This window comes from Streptomyces sp. NPDC107550 (genome assembly GCF_055639095.1).
Genome location: NZ_JBVKBC010000034.1, coordinates 59,403 through 73,364, shown reverse-complemented (window position 1 = coordinate 73,364; position 13,962 = coordinate 59,403). Strand labels below are relative to the sequence as shown.

General features: G+C 73.3%; 11 protein-coding genes. 5 read left to right on the top strand and 6 right to left on the bottom strand.

Features of this window, described 5'->3' with window-relative positions:
• Positions 1-198 precede the first annotated feature (198 nt).
• Positions 199-609, top strand: coding sequence for a cupin domain-containing protein (locus ACZ7LY_RS29890; protein ID WP_471627872.1), 411 nt, complete (start codon positions 199-201; stop codon positions 607-609).
• Between the two features lie 3 nt (positions 610-612).
• The gene (locus tag ACZ7LY_RS29885; protein WP_471627871.1) at positions 613-2,424 is read left to right on the top strand and encodes an NHL domain-containing thioredoxin family protein; all 1,812 of its coding nucleotides are present in this window, start codon (positions 613-615) and stop codon (positions 2,422-2,424) included.
• 7 nt (positions 2,425-2,431) lie between these two features.
• Here the strand turns inward: ACZ7LY_RS29885 and ACZ7LY_RS29880 are convergent, their stop codons facing one another.
• The 5 genes from ACZ7LY_RS29880 to ACZ7LY_RS29860 all read right to left on the bottom strand — a co-directional run bounded on the left by ACZ7LY_RS29880 (position 2,432) and on the right by ACZ7LY_RS29860 (position 10,062).
• Entirely contained in the window at positions 2,432-3,160 is a 729-nt protein-coding gene (locus ACZ7LY_RS29880) for a DUF4232 domain-containing protein (RefSeq protein ID WP_471627870.1), read from the bottom strand.
• Positions 3,161-3,256: 96 nt separating this feature from the next.
• Positions 3,257-6,142 (bottom strand): AfsR/SARP family transcriptional regulator, encoded by a 2,886-nt coding sequence (locus ACZ7LY_RS29875; protein WP_471627869.1) that lies wholly within the window; start codon positions 6,140-6,142, stop codon positions 3,257-3,259.
• 100 nt (positions 6,143-6,242) lie between these two features.
• A complete protein-coding gene (locus tag ACZ7LY_RS29870; protein ID WP_471627868.1) occupies positions 6,243-6,467 on the bottom strand; it encodes a DUF6458 family protein in 225 nt (74 codons plus the stop codon).
• A 100-nt stretch (positions 6,468-6,567) separates the two neighbouring features.
• Positions 6,568-7,872, bottom strand: a complete 1,305-nt coding sequence (locus tag ACZ7LY_RS29865; RefSeq protein ID WP_471627867.1) for a M18 family aminopeptidase — start codon at positions 7,870-7,872, stop codon at positions 6,568-6,570.
• A gap of 351 nt (positions 7,873-8,223) precedes the next feature.
• Complete coding sequence (locus tag ACZ7LY_RS29860; protein ID WP_471627866.1) at positions 8,224-10,062, bottom strand: acyl-CoA dehydrogenase; 1,839 nt, start codon at positions 10,060-10,062, stop codon at positions 8,224-8,226.
• Between the two features lie 251 nt (positions 10,063-10,313).
• Here ACZ7LY_RS29860 and ACZ7LY_RS29855 point away from each other — a divergent pair, with 251 nt between their 5' ends.
• The 3 genes from ACZ7LY_RS29855 (at position 10,314) to ACZ7LY_RS29845 (ending at position 12,600) form a co-directional block, all read left to right on the top strand.
• Positions 10,314-10,787 carry an SseB family protein gene (locus ACZ7LY_RS29855; RefSeq protein WP_471627865.1) on the top strand — a complete coding sequence of 158 codons (474 nt, stop codon included), beginning with the start codon at positions 10,314-10,316 and terminating at the stop codon, positions 10,785-10,787.
• Positions 10,788-10,908: 121 nt separating this feature from the next.
• A complete protein-coding gene (locus tag ACZ7LY_RS29850) occupies positions 10,909-11,508 on the top strand; it encodes a DUF4822 domain-containing protein (RefSeq protein ID WP_471627864.1) in 600 nt (199 codons plus the stop codon).
• A 123-nt stretch (positions 11,509-11,631) separates the two neighbouring features.
• Positions 11,632-12,600: a pirin family protein gene (locus ACZ7LY_RS29845; protein WP_471627863.1), complete on the top strand. Its 969-nt coding sequence runs from the start codon at positions 11,632-11,634 to the stop codon at positions 12,598-12,600.
• Between the two features lie 69 nt (positions 12,601-12,669).
• On the opposite strand, the gene ACZ7LY_RS29840 is transcribed toward ACZ7LY_RS29845, so the two are convergent.
• Entirely contained in the window at positions 12,670-13,941 is a 1,272-nt protein-coding gene (locus ACZ7LY_RS29840; protein WP_471627862.1) for an MFS transporter, read from the bottom strand.
• Between the last annotated feature and the right edge of the window lie 21 nt (positions 13,942-13,962).

The following is a 13,962-nucleotide window of genomic DNA, read 5'->3' as shown; positions in this document are numbered from 1 at the left end:
CCCCGCGCCCCTGGAGGGGCGACTGCGTCGCCACCTCCTCCCCTGGGGAGCTGGGGCGAAGCCCCGCTCCCTCAGGGGCGCGGGGAACTGCGCGACCAGCCACCCGCCGGCCGGAGGATGGGGTACTGCCCGCCCGCGCGTGAACGCCCCCGCTCCGGAAGCCCGTTGACCCGCACGCCCCCCTGGCAGGATGGCCGTATGGAAGCCAACAGGCCCAGCCCGGACCCCGTCCAGCTCACACACGCCCTCGCCGGGTTCGACGCGCTGTGGAGCCCCCGCATCGTCACCACCGTCAACGACTACGACGTACGGCTCGCCAAGGCGGAGGGCGAGCATGTGTGGCACGTGCACGAGGACACCGACGAGTTCTTCCTCGTCGTCGAGGGCGAGCTGACCATCGCCCTGCGCGAGAGCGCGGGGGAGCGTTCGGTCGTGCTGCCGCGCGGCAGCGTCTTCACCGTGCCGCGCGGCACCTGGCACAAGCCGCACGCCGCCCCCGGCACCGCGATCCTGCTGCTCGAACCGTCGGGTACGTCCTCGACGGGCGACGCCCACGACCCCGTACCGGACCACGTGGACTCCACCACGGGACACACATGGCACCCTTGAAACATGAACGACTCCGCGCCCGCCCGCCGCGCCCGTGTCCGTGCCCCCGAGCTGGTCGGCAAGGGTGGCTGGCTGAACACGGGCGGTACCGCGTACACCCTCGCTGACCTGCGCGGACGTATCGTCGTCCTGGATTTCTGGACGTTCTGCTGCATCAACTGCCTGCACGTCCTCGACGAGCTGCGCGAGCTGGAGGAGAAGCACCGGGACACCGTCGTCATCGTCGGCGTGCACTCCCCGAAGTTCGTCCATGAGGCGGAGCACGCGGCGGTCGTCGACGCGGTCGAGCGGTACGGCGTCGAGCACCCGGTCCTCGACGACCCGGAGCTGGCCACCTGGAAGCAGTACGCGGTGCGCGCCTGGCCGACGCTCGTCGTGATCGACCCGGAGGGGTACGTCGTCGCGCAGCACGCCGGCGAGGGCCACGCGCACGCCATCGAGACGCTGGTCGCGGAGCTGGAGGCCGAGCACGAGGCCAAGGGCACCCTGCGGCGCGGCGACGGCCCGTACGTGGCGCCCGAGCCGGTCGCCTCCGACCTGCGTTTTCCCGGCAAGGCGCTGCGCCTGCCCTCGGGGAACTTCCTGGTCAGCGACACGACCCGACACCAGCTCGTGGAGCTGGCCGCCGACGGCGAGAGCGTCGTACGGCGCATCGGCAGCGGCGAGCGCGGCCTCGGCCCGGACTTTTTCAACGAGCCGCAGGGCCTCGCCCTGCTGGACGAGCGCACGGTCGTCGTCGCCGACACCGTCAACCACGCGCTGCGCGCCCTCGACCTGGACAGCGGCGAGGTGACGACGCTCGCGGGCACCGGCCGCCAGTGGTGGCAGGGCTCCCCGACCAGCGGCCCGGCGCTCGACGTGGACCTGTCGTCGCCGTGGGACGTCGCCGTGTTCGGCGGCAAGGTGTGGATCGCCATGGCGGGCGTCCACCAGCTGTGGACGTACGACCCGGCGGACGGCACGGTCGCGGTCGCGGCCGGCACCACCAACGAGGGCCTGGTCGACGGGCCGGGCGACGAGGCGTGGTTCGCGCAGCCGTCCGGGCTCGCCGCCGCCGGTGACCGGCTGTGGGTGGCCGACTCCGAGACGAGCGCCCTGCGCTGGGTGGACCTCGACGGGCACGTCCACACGGCCGTCGGCACCGGCCTGTTCGACTTCGGGCACCGCGACGGCGACGCCGGGCAGGCCCTGTTCCAGCACCCGCTGGGCGTCACCGCGCTCCCGGACGGCTCCGTCGCCGTCTGTGACACGTACAACCACGCGCTGCGCCGCTACGACCCGGCCACGGACCAGGTCACGACGCTCGCCACGGATCTGCGCGAGCCGAGCGGCGCGGTCCTCGACGGCGATCAGGTCGTCGTCGTGGAGTCGGCGCGGCACCGCCTGACGCGGCTGCGGCTGCCCGAGGAGGCGGTCCGCGTCGAGTCCGTCGCCCATCGCACGCGGCGCGCCGCGACCGAGGTCGCCCCCGGCAAGCTCCGCCTCGACGTCGTCTTCCAGGCCCCCGCGGGCCAGAAGCTCGACACCCGGTACGGGCCCTCCACGCGCCTGCTGGTCTCCTCGACGCCGCCCGAGCTGCTGGCGGCGGGCGACGGCGCCGGGACCGAACTCGCCCGCGAGCTGGTCCTCGGCACGGCCGTCACCGAGGGCGTCCTGCATGTGTCGGCGATGGCCGCGTCCTGCGACGACGACCCGGCGAACGAGTACCCCGCCTGCCACGTCCACCAGCAGGACTGGGGTGTGCCGGTCCGCGTCACCGAGGGCGGCGCGGACCGGCTGCCGCTGGTGCTGGCGGGCCTGGACGAGCCCGCCTGACCCCGGCTCAGCCCGCGTACGGCATCTTCGGGTTCCAGGACAGGACCTCGATGCCGTCGGCGCGCTTGCCCGCGTACTCGACCTCGCCCGGCGTCTTCAGCGTGACGATGCCGCTCGGGGTGTCGGGGTTGTTCATGACCAGGGAGAGCCGGATCGACGTGAAGTAGTCGTCCTCGGCCTTGGTCTCCTGGTAGACGGGCAGCGCCGAGTAGACGGTGCCGCCGGCCGGGACGAGCAGCGGCTGCGGGGGACGGATGTCGTCCTTGGCGACGGGCACGTCACCGTTGGCGCCGCCCGGCGTGACCACCGGGAACTTCTGCACGGTGCACGCGGCGCCCGACTTGTTGACCGCCGTGATCAGCAGGTGGTCGCCCTGCTGCTCGGGGAACTTGCGCTTGAGCGTGAACGACAGCGACGACACCTTGCACTCGGGCGCCGCCTGCTTCGCGCCCGTGCCGCCGCCCGCCGTGCCGGCCTTCGCGGCGCCGCCCGCCTTCGACGTGCCGGACTTGGCGGCCTGCGCGGTCGTGCCGCCCGTGGACGACGAGCCGGAGTCCGCCTTGTCCGTCGCGGCGCCGCTGTCGGCGGTCGCGTGGGCGGTGGCGGCCGTCTTCGCGGCGGCGCCCTCGTCCTTCGTGCCGCTGTCACCGCCCGAGCAGGCGGTGAGGGTCAGTCCTGCGACGGCGGCGACGGTGGCGAGGACGGCGGTGCGGGTGCGGTGAGCGGTGCGGTTCACGGTGGTTCTCCCCCGGTGCTGTGCGGCCCGCCCGGTCGTGCGGCCCGCTGTGATCACTACAGTGCCCGGTGCCGTCGCCGTCCCGTCGTTCCCGCGCTATCGTGCCGTCGCCGTTTGGCTGTCGGCCCGCTCCAGCTCGGCCGCCGCCTCCCGTTCGCCCTGCTCGAAGCCGCGCGCGCGTGCCTGCGCGTACGCCTCGCGCAGCACCTCGCGCGCGTGCGCGTCCTCGCCGAGCGCCCGCAGCGCGCGCCCGCGCGAGACGCGCAGCAGGATCCGCCGCAGCGGCGCGAGGCCCTCGTCGGCGGCGTCCGGCAGGGCGAGCCCGCGCGCGGTGCAGTCCAGTACGGCGTCGCACTCGCCGCGCGCGAGCAACTGCCGCGCCCGGTGTTCGAGCGCGAGCAGTTCCGTCAGTACGTCACCGCAGGCACGGGCCAGATCGGCGGCGCGCGCCACATGGGCGAGGGACTCGGCGCTGCCGGCGGGCCCGGCGCGGTCCAGGGCGATGGCGAGGTTGACGAGGGCGGTGGCCTCGCTGGAGGGGTCGCCGGCGCGGGCGGCGAGGCCGGGCGCGCGTTCGAGCTGCTCCAGCGCCTGCGGCAGCCGGCCCTCCTCGGTGAGCACCCAGCCGTACAGGGCGCGGATGCGCGCCTCGGCGTCCGGGTCGCCGAGCCGGACGGCGGCGGCGAGGCCCTGCTCAAGGAGCGGCACCCATTCGTCGCGTACGTAGCCGACGATGTACGGCCATTGCAGGACGACGAGCCGCCAGGCCCGGTCGTCGAGGCCCGCGCGGTGGGCGGCGAGCGCGGCGGCCGCCAGGTTCTCCCGCTCGGCGGCGAACCAGGCGAGCGCCGCGTCCCGGTCCGCGAAGTGCGGCCCGCCGTGGTCGGGCCTGGCGGCCTCGGGCAGCGTGCAGCAGGGCCGGTCGTCGGGCTCGGCGGTGGCGGCGGCGCGCATGGCGGTGCGTACGTAGTGGTCGAGCAGCCGGGTCAGCGGCTCGGCGTCCCCGGGCGCGGCGGGGTCCGGCTCGGTGCGGGCGGGGTCGGTACGAGTGGGCTCGGAGTCGGCGGGCTCGGTACGAGGGGGCTCGGTGCGGGCGAGCGTGCGGGCGTAGAGCCGGACGAGGTCGTGCATGGCGTACCGGCCGGGCGCGGGCTCGGTGACGAGGTGCGCGGCGGCGAGCCGGTCCAGGGCGCCTGCTGCGGCGGCGGGCGTGGTCGCGGTGAGGGCGGCGGCGGCGAACCGGTCGAGGCCGGGCCCGGGCAGCGCCCCGAGCCGCCGGAACAGCAGGGCCGCGTCGGCGGGCAGCGTGCGCAGGGTCAGCCGCAGCGCGGCGGCGACGCCGGTGTCGTCGACGTCGAGGAGGGCGAGCCTGCGCTGTTCGTCGGCGAGTTCTTCGGCGAGGCAGGCCAGCGGCCGGGAGGGGCGGGCGTTGACGCGGGCGGCGATGACGCGCAGCGCGAGCGGCAGCCCGGCGCACAGCTCGGCGAGGCGGGCGGCGGCGTCGGGTTCGGCGGCGAGGCGGTCCTCGGCGCCGGTCGCGGCGGCCAGCAGCGCGGCGGACGCGGGGGCGTCCAGGACGCCGATGTCGACGGTGCGGGCCAGCTCGCTGACGGCGAGCCCGTCGAGCCGCAGCCGCGAGGTGACCAGGGCGGCGCCGCCGGGCCCCGCGGGCAGCAGCGGGCGGACCTGGGCGGCGGTACGGGCGTTGTCCAGGACGACGAGGCAGCGGCGCCCCTCGGTGCGGGCCCGGTACGCCGCCGCCAGCGCGCCCGGGGTGTCGGGCAGCTCCCGCGCGGGCACGCCGAGCGCGATGAGGAACTCGCGCAGCACGTCGGAGGTCTCGGGGATCGGCGGGGCGGCCGGGGCCGAAGCGGCGGCGGGGGCGGCGGCGGGGGCCTCGGGAGAGGCGCCGGGGCCCGCCGGAGCGTCCGCGCTGAAACCGTGCAGGTTGGCGAAGAGGACCCCGTCGTAGGCGTCGCGCGCGGCGTGCGCCCAGTGCAGGGCCGCGGCGGTCTTGCCGACGCCTGCGGGCCCGGTGACGACGACGACCGCGTGTTCGCGGCGGGCGGCGGCGCCGATCGCGGCCAGTTCCGCCTCCCGCCCGACGAAACCGCGCGGCGGGCGCGGCAGCAGGTCGGGCCCCGGGACGGCGGCCGGGGCCTGCGGGCCGGTCCCCGGGGCGTCGGCGGCGGGCGCGGCCGGGGCGGCGGGCGCCGGGGCGGCCGGTGCGGCGGCGGGGGCGCTGTCCCCGGCGAGGATCTCCGCGTACGCGGCGCGCAGCGCGGGCCCCGGGTCCACGCCCAGCTCGTCGGCGAGCAGGGTGCGGGTGCGGTGGTACTGGTCGATGGCGTCGGACTGGCGCCCCGAGCGGTACAGCGCCCGCATCAGGGCGGCGGCCAGCGACTCCCGCATGGGGTGCGCGACGGCCTCGGCGCGCAGCAGGGCGGCGGCGCGGGCGTGCTCGCCGAACTCGCCGTAGGTGCGGGCCAGTTGTTCGACGGCGGCGAGCCGGGACTCCTCCAGGCCGTCCGCCGCGACGCGCAGCGTCCCGCCGGGGGCGACGCCCACGAGCGCGGGCCCGCGCCACAGGGCGAGCGCCTCGCGCAGCAGGGCGGCGGCGTCGTCGGGGGAGCGCTGGTCGCGGGCGAGCCGGACCAGTTCCTCGAAGCGGTGCGCGTCGAGGAGTGTCTCGGGCATCTCCAGGACGTACGCGTCGCCGCGCGTGACGAGGTGTACGCCCCACTCGTCGGCGCCGCCCTGCGCGAGCAGCGCCCGCAGCCGCGAGACATGGCCCTGGGCGACGGTACGGGCGCGGGCGGGCGGCCCCTCGGGCCACAGCGCGTCGATGAGCTGGTCGAGCGGCACGGCCGTGTTGGGCCGCAGCAGCAGCGCGGCCAGCAGGCTGCGGCGCTTGGCGGGCCCGAGCGGCAGCTCGCCGCTCTCGGTGGCCACGCCGACCGTCCCGAGCAGCCGGAACTCCACGTCCGTGCCCCCCTGTGCTTTTCCGTATCACCCCGAAATTCGTCGTTCTCAGGGTACGCGGCGGGGGCTACCGGCTGGTACGCGGCGGCTTCGGAACGGCTCAGATCCGCCGGTCGGGCTCGTCCTGGACCACGGTCGTCTGCTGCGGCGGCACCATGACGCGGCGGCGCCGGGCGATGCTGCGGAAGACGAAGATCCCGATGAGGCCGGCGATCATCAGGATCCAGCCGACCAGGTCGAGGTTGACCCCGTTCATGTGCCAGTCGGTGGCGAAGGCGAGGATCGCGCCGACGGCTACGAGGATGATGCAACCCCCCAGACTCATGAGGTCCGCCTCTCTCTTCTGTCGTGCGTGCGGTGATGCGACAGGGGTCCGAGTACCCCCGAACCCCTGTGACTCACACGGCAGTTGTGAGCGGCGCCCGTCAGCCCTCCAGGAACGCGGTCAGCGCGTTGGCCAGGAGGTAGGGGTCGTCGGCGCCGCACAGCTCGCGCACGCTGTGCATGGAGAGGATCGCGGCGCCGATGTCGACGGTCTTGATGCCGTGCCGGGCGGCGGTGATCGGGCCGATGGTGGTGCCGCACGGCATCGCGTTGTTCGACACGAACGTCTGGAACGGCACGCCGGCCTTCTCGCAGGCCGCCGCGAACACGGCCCGGCCGCTGCCGTCCGTCGCGTACCGGTTGTTGACGTTGACCTTGAGGATGGGGCCGCCGCCCGCGCGCGGGTGGTGCGTCGGGTCGTGCCGCTCCGCGTAGTTGGGGTGCACGGCGTGCCCGGTGTCGGAGGACAGGCACACGGTCCCGGCGAAGGCGCGGGCCCGGTCCTCGTAGGTGCCGCCGCGCGCGAACACGGAGCGCTCCAGGACGCCGCCGAGCAGCGGGCCGTCGGCGCCGGTGTCCGACTGCGACCCGTTCTCCTCGTGGTCGAAGGCGGCGAGCACCGGGATGTACGGCAGGTCGCCGCGCTTGCTGACCTCGGCGAGTGCGGCGGCGCAGGCGTGCACGGACAGCAGGTTGTCCATGCGCGGGCCCGCGACCAGCTCCTTGTCGCGGCCCAGGTAGGCGGGCGGTTCGATCGCGTACGTCATGAGGTCCCAGCCGGTGACCGAGCCGCGCGGGAGGTCGTACTCGTCCTCGACGAACGCCAGCAGATCGCCCTCGTGCACGTCGCCGCCGAGGCCCCAGACGGGCTGCATGTGGCGCTGCTTGTCCAGCTTGAGGCCGTCGGCGGTGACCGAGCGGTCCAGGTGGATGGCGAGCTGCGGGACGCGCAGCAGGGGGCGGTCGATGTCGACGAGGCGTTCCTCGCCGCCGCGCAGGGAGATCCGGCCGGCGAGGCCGAGGTCGCGGTCGAGCCAGGAGTTGAGCAGGGGGCCGCCGTAGATCTCGACGGCGACCTGGCGCCAGCCGTGGGAGCCCATGTCCGGCTGGGGCTTGACCCGCAGGTTCGGGGAGTCGGTGTGGGCGCCGACGATCCGGAACGGGGTGTGGGGGGCGGTGCCGGTGCCCTCCGGGACGTACCAGGCGATGATCGCGCCGCCGCGGACGACGTACTTGCCGCCGGTCGAGGCGTCCCAGGTGTCGGTCTCGGCGACCTGCCGGAAGCCGGCCTTCTCCAGCCGGGCGGCGGTGGTGGCTACCGCGTGGTAGGGGGTGGGGCTGGCGGCGAGGAAGGTCAACAGGTCGTCGGTGTGCCCGCGATCGAAGGGGCCGGAGGGTGTGCGCATGGCGCCCAGACTAGGCGGGTCCGCTCCGCGGGTTCCGCCATCCCTACTCCCCCGCGCTGAACTACCGCGCAGTTCCCCGCGCCCCTGTCGGGGCGCTGCCCCCTGAGGTTGTCCTTCACCTGCGGGTGGTGGGTGGCTGGTCGCGCAGTTCCCCGCGCCCCTGAGGAGTTCTCCGGCGGAGGCTGCTTGTAGCTGAGGTCGCGCAGTTCCCCGCGCCCCTGAGGAGCGGGGCTTCGCCCCAGCTCCCCAGGGGAGGAGGTGGCGACGTAGTCGCCCCTCCAGGGGCGCGGGGAACTGCGCGAGCAACCACGACGCGACCGTCAGACGAAGAACCCCGCGCCCGACCGGAGGTCAGAACGCCGACTCGTCCAAGGTCATGACGTCAAGACCGGACTCGCTCGTCGCCTGCGCAAGCTTCCGCGCCCCGGTGACCCCAGGAAGCACATTCGCCGCGAAGAACTTCGCAGCCGCGACCTTCCCCTGGTAGAACGCCGCATCCTTCCCCGCCCCGCCGGAGGCCAACCGCTCGGCGGCGACACCCGCACCCTTGAGCAGCAGGTACCCCACGACCACGTCACCGGAGGCCATGAGCAGCCGCGTCGTGTTGAGCCCGACCTTGTAGATGTTCTGCGCGTCCTGCTCGGTCGCCGCCAGATCCGTCAGCATGACGCCGACGATCGCCTCCAGCTCCACGGCCGCCTTGGCGAGCGAGTCCCGGGCGGAGGCCAGCTCCTCCCCGCCCGTCTCGACGGCGAGGAACTTCTTGATCTCCTCGGCGAGCCCGTTCAGCGCGGCACCCTGGTTGCGGACGATCTTCCGGAAGAAGAAGTCCTGCCCCTGGATCGCGGTCGTGCCCTCGTACAGCGTGTCGATCTTCGAGTCACGGATGTACTGCTCGATCGGGTACTCCTGGAGGAACCCGGAGCCGCCGAACGTCTGGAGCGACTGCGCGAGCTGCTCGTAGCCCTTCTCGGAGCCGTAGCCCTTGACGATGGGCAGCAGCAGGTCGTTGAGCGCGTGCTCGGCGGAGGCGTCCTCGCCGGCGGCCTCCTTGACCTGGATCGCGTCCTGGACGGAGGCGGTGTAGAGGACCAGCGAGCGCATGCCCTCGGCGTACGCCTTCTGCGTGAGCAGGGAGCGGCGCACGTCGGGGTGGTGCGTGATGGTGACCTTGGGCGCGGCCTTGTCCATGAACTGGGCGAGGTCGGGGCCCTGGACGCGCTCCTTGGCGTACTCCAGCGCGTTCAGGTAGCCGGTCGACAGCGTCGAGATGGCCTTCGTGCCGACCATCATGCGGGCGAACTCGATGATGCGGAACATCTGGCGGATGCCGTCGTGCTTCTCGCCGATGAGCCAGCCCTTGGCGGGGTGCTTGTCGCCGAAGGTCATCTCGCACGTGTTGGACGCCTTGAGGCCCATCTTGTGCTCGACGTTGGTCGCGTACACGCCATTGCGCTCGCCCAGCTCGCCGGTCTCCCAGTCGAACTCGTACTTCGGTACGAGGAAGAGGGACAGGCCCTTGGTGCCGGGGCCGTGGCCCTCGGGGCGGGCGAGGACGTAGTGGAGGATGTTCTCCGACATGTCGTGCTCACCGGACGTGATGAACCGCTTCACGCCCTCGATGTGCCACGTGCCGTCCTCCTGCTTGACGGCCTTGGTGCGCCCGGCGCCGACGTCGGAGCCGGCGTCCGGCTCGGTCAGCACCATCGTCGAGCCCCACTGCTTCTCGACGGCGACCGCGGCGGCCTTCTTCTGCTCCTCGGTGCCCTCCTCGAAGAGGATGCCGGCGAAGGCGGGGCCGGAGGAGTACATCCAGATGGCCGGGTTGGCGCCCAGGATCAGCTCGGCGTGGGCCCAGATGAGGGAGCGCGGCGCGGTGGTGCCGCCGATCTCCTCGGGCAGCCCGAGGCGCCAGTACTCGGAGTCCATGAACGCCTTGTAGGACTTCTTGAACGTCTCGGGTACGGGCGCGGTGTTCGTCTCGGGGTCGAAGACCGGCGGGTTGCGGTCGGCGTCCGCGAAGGACTCCGCCAGCTCGTTCTCGGAGAGGCGGGTGACCTCTTCGAGGATGCTCTTGGCGGTGTCGACGTCCATCTCGGCGAACGGGCCCGTGCCGTACAGCTTGTCGCGGCCGAGCACCTCGAAGAGGTTGAACTCGATGTCCCGGAGATTCGACTTGTAGTGCCCCATGGCGACGGCTCCGTAAAGGCTTGGGAGGTGGGTCGTCCGGTTCACCCGGCCCGTCCTCGTACGCGTACCAACTAGTAACCACCAGGATGCTACCCGCCGGTAATAAGGCGCAACCCCGCCGGGGCAACTGTGACGAAGGCGGCCTCGCCGGCCCCCCGCGCCGCGGCCCCCCACGGTCCTCCCTCCGGGCCCCGTCCACAAGAAGGCCGACGCCCCCTCCTGGTACCGGGCCGGTCGGTAGGCTTGCCCCCATGTACGGATACGACCAGCACGCCGGAAGTGCCGGCGGACAGCAGTACGCGCCGCCGCAGCAGGGCATGCAGGGCGGGTACGGGCAGCAGGCGCCGCCGCTGTACCCGGAGCCGTCCCCGCCGTCGCTGGCCGACGCGGTCCGTGCCTTCACCACGGGGTCGATGTCCGCCGAGGACTTCCAGCAGATCTTCGCCACCTCGAAGGTCTACTGCCCGCGCGGCGACAACCCCGGCTTCCTCGCGCTGCACAACACCCAGCAGCCGGTCATCCCGATGTTCACCACGCTCAAGGAACTGCGCAGGTACGCGGGCAAGGAGTCCAAGTACTTCGTGATCACCGGCGCCGAGGTCATCGACCTGCTGCCCACCGGCTACGGCTTCGTCCTCGACATGGAGGGCGAGCACCGCATGGTCTTCGACGCCAAGGCCGTCGAACAGATGGTCGATTACGCCATGCGTCGCATGTACGGCTGAGGAAGGCCCCGGCAACCACCGCGCGGGACGCGGCGGTATCGGCGGTATCGGCGGTCCGGGCGGTGATACGTAGCCGATCGGATGACCCGGCCGCCCCCGTGCCGCTCATAGCGTCGAGGACATGAACATCACTCGACTCTCCCGCCGGTCCGCCCTCACCGTCTCCGCGCTCGCCGTCGCCGTCTCCGCCCTGGTGCCCGTCACGGCCATGGCCGCCGACGGCCCCGCCGCCCCCGCCCGCGCCGCCGCCGCGCACAAGGGCGCGACCCCGTCCGGCGTGCTCGCCTCCACCCCGTGGAAGACGACCGGCGCGGTCGACCAGGACGGCGACCGCGTCGCCCTCGACAACCCGGCCGTGGCGAACTTCGTGGGCTGGGCGTACTTCGACGCCGACGGCACGTACGCCATGTACAACCTCGACGACAGCCCGAAGATGCACGGCGACTGGACCGTCACCCCGGACGGCTCCGAGCGCTGGATCAACGCGAAGGACGCGAACGGCAAGGTCCTCTTCGAGCGCACGGTCCCGATCGTCCGGCTCGACAAGAACGTCTTCACGTACCGCGTCTTCCCGAACGCCGCCGACAAGAGCGTCTACTACGACATCGTGCACACCAAGACCAACCACGTGGAGCCCGGCACCGGCGGCAAGGGCCCCGGCGCCCACGGCCACCAGGGCGGGGGCGGCGCGTACCACTTCAACCACGGCAACGCCCGCTGATCCACTGATCCACTGCACACCGAAGGCCCGGAGGGAATGTCCTCCGGGCCTTCCGCGTTCCAAGTGGCAGAAAGTTCTACGTTCAACTAATATCGAGGCACGAGGACGCCAAGGAGGCCCACAATGCCCGCAGTGACCGTCGAGAACCCGTTGACCCTGCCCCGGGTGGCCGCGGCTGCGGACGCCACCGCGCGCCCCGTGCTCGCCGTGACGACCGCGCCCGGCGGCTTCGAGGGGGAGGGCTTCCCGGTGCGCCGCGCGTTCGCCGGGATCAACTACAAGTACCTCGACCCGTTCATCATGATGGACCAGATGGGCGAGGTGGAGTACGCGCCCGGAGAGCCCAAGGGCACGCCCTGGCACCCGCACCGCGGCTTCGAGACCGTCACGTACATCATCGACGGCACCTTCATCCACCAGGACTCGCACGGCGGTGGCGGCACCATCACCAACGGCGACACCCAGTGGATGACGGCCGGCTCCGGCCTGCTGCACATCGAGGCGCCGCCGGAGCAACTCGTCATGTCGGGCGGCCTCTTCCACGGCCTCCAGCTCTGGGTGAACCTGCCGGCCAAGGACAAGATGAAGGACCCGCGCTACCAGGACATCCGCGGTGGCCAGGTCAAGCTCCTGACGACCGCCGACGGCGGCGCGCTGCTCCGCGTCATCGCCGGTGAGCTGGACGGGCACGAGGGTCCCGGCATCACGCACACGCCGATCTCGATGGTGCACGCCACCGTCCGTCCCGGCGCCGAGGCGACCCTGCCCTGGCGCGAGGACTACAACGGCCTGGTGTACGTCCTGGCCGGGCGCGGCACGGTCGGCGCCGAGCGCCGCCCGGTCCACACGGGCCAGACGGCCGTCTTCGGCGCGGGTTCGTCCCTGACCGTGCGGGCCGACGAGTCGCAGGACTCGAACACCCCGGACCTGGAGGTCGTGATCCTCGGCGGGCAGCCGATCCGCGAGCCCATGGCCCACTACGGCCCGTTCGTCATGAACACCAAGGCCGAACTCCAGCAGGCGTTCGACGACTTCCAGGCCGGCCGCCTGGGCGTCATCCCGTCCACGGAGCGCCTCCCGCACACGGGCTGACCCCCGCCCCCATACGTACGCCCCGGCCGCCCCCCGAGCCGGGGCGTACCCCTGTCCGGGGGGCGCCGCTCAGGCGGGCGCCGGCTCGGATTCGCGCACCGCGCGGGACCAGATGAGGGCGGCCGGGACCGCCATGAGCAGGCCGATGCCGAGGAGCAGCGTCGCCGAGCTCATCAGCACGCCCGCGATCCCGCCGACCGCGAGTCCGGCGGGCACGGCCGTCAGGTTGGCGGCGCGGTAGGACGCGGTCGCCATGGGCCGCTCGGCGTCCGTGATGGCCCGGGCGCGGAACGTCTGCACCCGCACCATGACGACCCCCGAGCAGAACTCGTCCAGGACGAACCCGGCGAGCACCAGCAGCAGCCCGCCCCCGCCGCCCGCGTAGGCGCCGAGCCCGATCACCGTGTACGAGCCGACCGCGCCGCACCCGAACAGGGACGTGCCCCAGCCCCCGCGCAGCGCCCTCGGGAGGCGCCCCGCGGTGTACGCGCCGAGGACGGCGAACAGCACCGAGCAACTGCGGATCACCCCGTACACCGCCGCCGTCAGCGGAGTCGTGTCGAGCAGCACGATCAGCAGCACCGGCTCGATGACGCTCTGCCCGAAGTTGTACGCCAGGGACCAGACGGAGACGGTACGGATGGCGGGCGTACGGAAGTTGACGGCGAGGCCCGCCCGGAACGTGGTCCGCGCCGGGGCCGCGTCCTGCCCGCCGGGGTCAGCGTCGTGCGCGGCGCCCTTCGGCACCCGTACCCGGGGGATCCGTACGAGGAGTCCGCAGGCGGCGAGCGCGAGCGCGGCGGCCACGCCGAACGTGGGCGCGAGGCCCAGCGCGGCGAGCCCGACGCCGGTGAGGAAGGGCGCCGCCGCGTCGGCGCAGGACTCGGCCATGCCCAGGCGGGAGTAGATCCTCGGCAGGGCCTCGTCGGCGAACGCCTGCGGCACGAGCACCTGCGTGGACACGGCCGTCAGGACCGAGCCGCACGCCAGGCTGACGTTGGCCAGGCAGAAGATGACGACGGCCACCCCGGGCGCGAACGCGAGGCCGAGCGCGGCGAGCGTGAACGCGGCGACCCGCAGCAGCTCGGAGCCGATCATGACGGCGCGCTGGTCGAACCGTTCGACGAGCCGCGCCGCCGGGCCCGCGAGCAGGACCTGGGGGGCGAAGCGGCAGATGCCGAGCAGCGCGACGACGCCCGCGTTCGCGCCGAGGGCGTCCACCGCGACGAACGGCACGGAGAACTCGACGGCGGCGATGGCGAAGAACGACAGGAAGTTCGCCACCGGCAGCGAGGTCGCCAGCGCGTCGCTCGTCTTCAGCGGGTCAGTGGTGGTCGTCATCCGTCCTCAGGGTTTCGTTCC

Excerpts from the sequence above, each read along its gene's own strand:
- ACZ7LY_RS29890 (WP_471627872.1), top strand. The coding sequence starts at position 199 with ATGGAAGCCAACAGGCCCAGCCCGGACCCCGTCCAGCTCACACACGCC.
- ACZ7LY_RS29885 (WP_471627871.1), top strand. The coding sequence starts at position 613 with ATGAACGACTCCGCGCCCGCCCGCCGCGCCCGTGTCCGTGCCCCCGAG.
- ACZ7LY_RS29870 (WP_471627868.1), bottom strand. The coding sequence starts at position 6,467 with ATGAGTCTGGGGGGTTGCATCATCCTCGTAGCCGTCGGCGCGATCCTC.
- ACZ7LY_RS29865 (WP_471627867.1), bottom strand. The coding sequence starts at position 7,872 with ATGCGCACACCCTCCGGCCCCTTCGATCGCGGGCACACCGACGACCTG.
- ACZ7LY_RS29860 (WP_471627866.1), bottom strand. The coding sequence starts at position 10,062 with ATGGGGCACTACAAGTCGAATCTCCGGGACATCGAGTTCAACCTCTTC.
- ACZ7LY_RS29855 (WP_471627865.1), top strand. The coding sequence starts at position 10,314 with ATGTACGGATACGACCAGCACGCCGGAAGTGCCGGCGGACAGCAGTAC.
- ACZ7LY_RS29850 (WP_471627864.1), top strand. The coding sequence starts at position 10,909 with ATGAACATCACTCGACTCTCCCGCCGGTCCGCCCTCACCGTCTCCGCG.
- ACZ7LY_RS29845 (WP_471627863.1), top strand. The coding sequence starts at position 11,632 with ATGCCCGCAGTGACCGTCGAGAACCCGTTGACCCTGCCCCGGGTGGCC.
- ACZ7LY_RS29840 (WP_471627862.1), bottom strand. The coding sequence starts at position 13,941 with ATGACGACCACCACTGACCCGCTGAAGACGAGCGACGCGCTGGCGACC.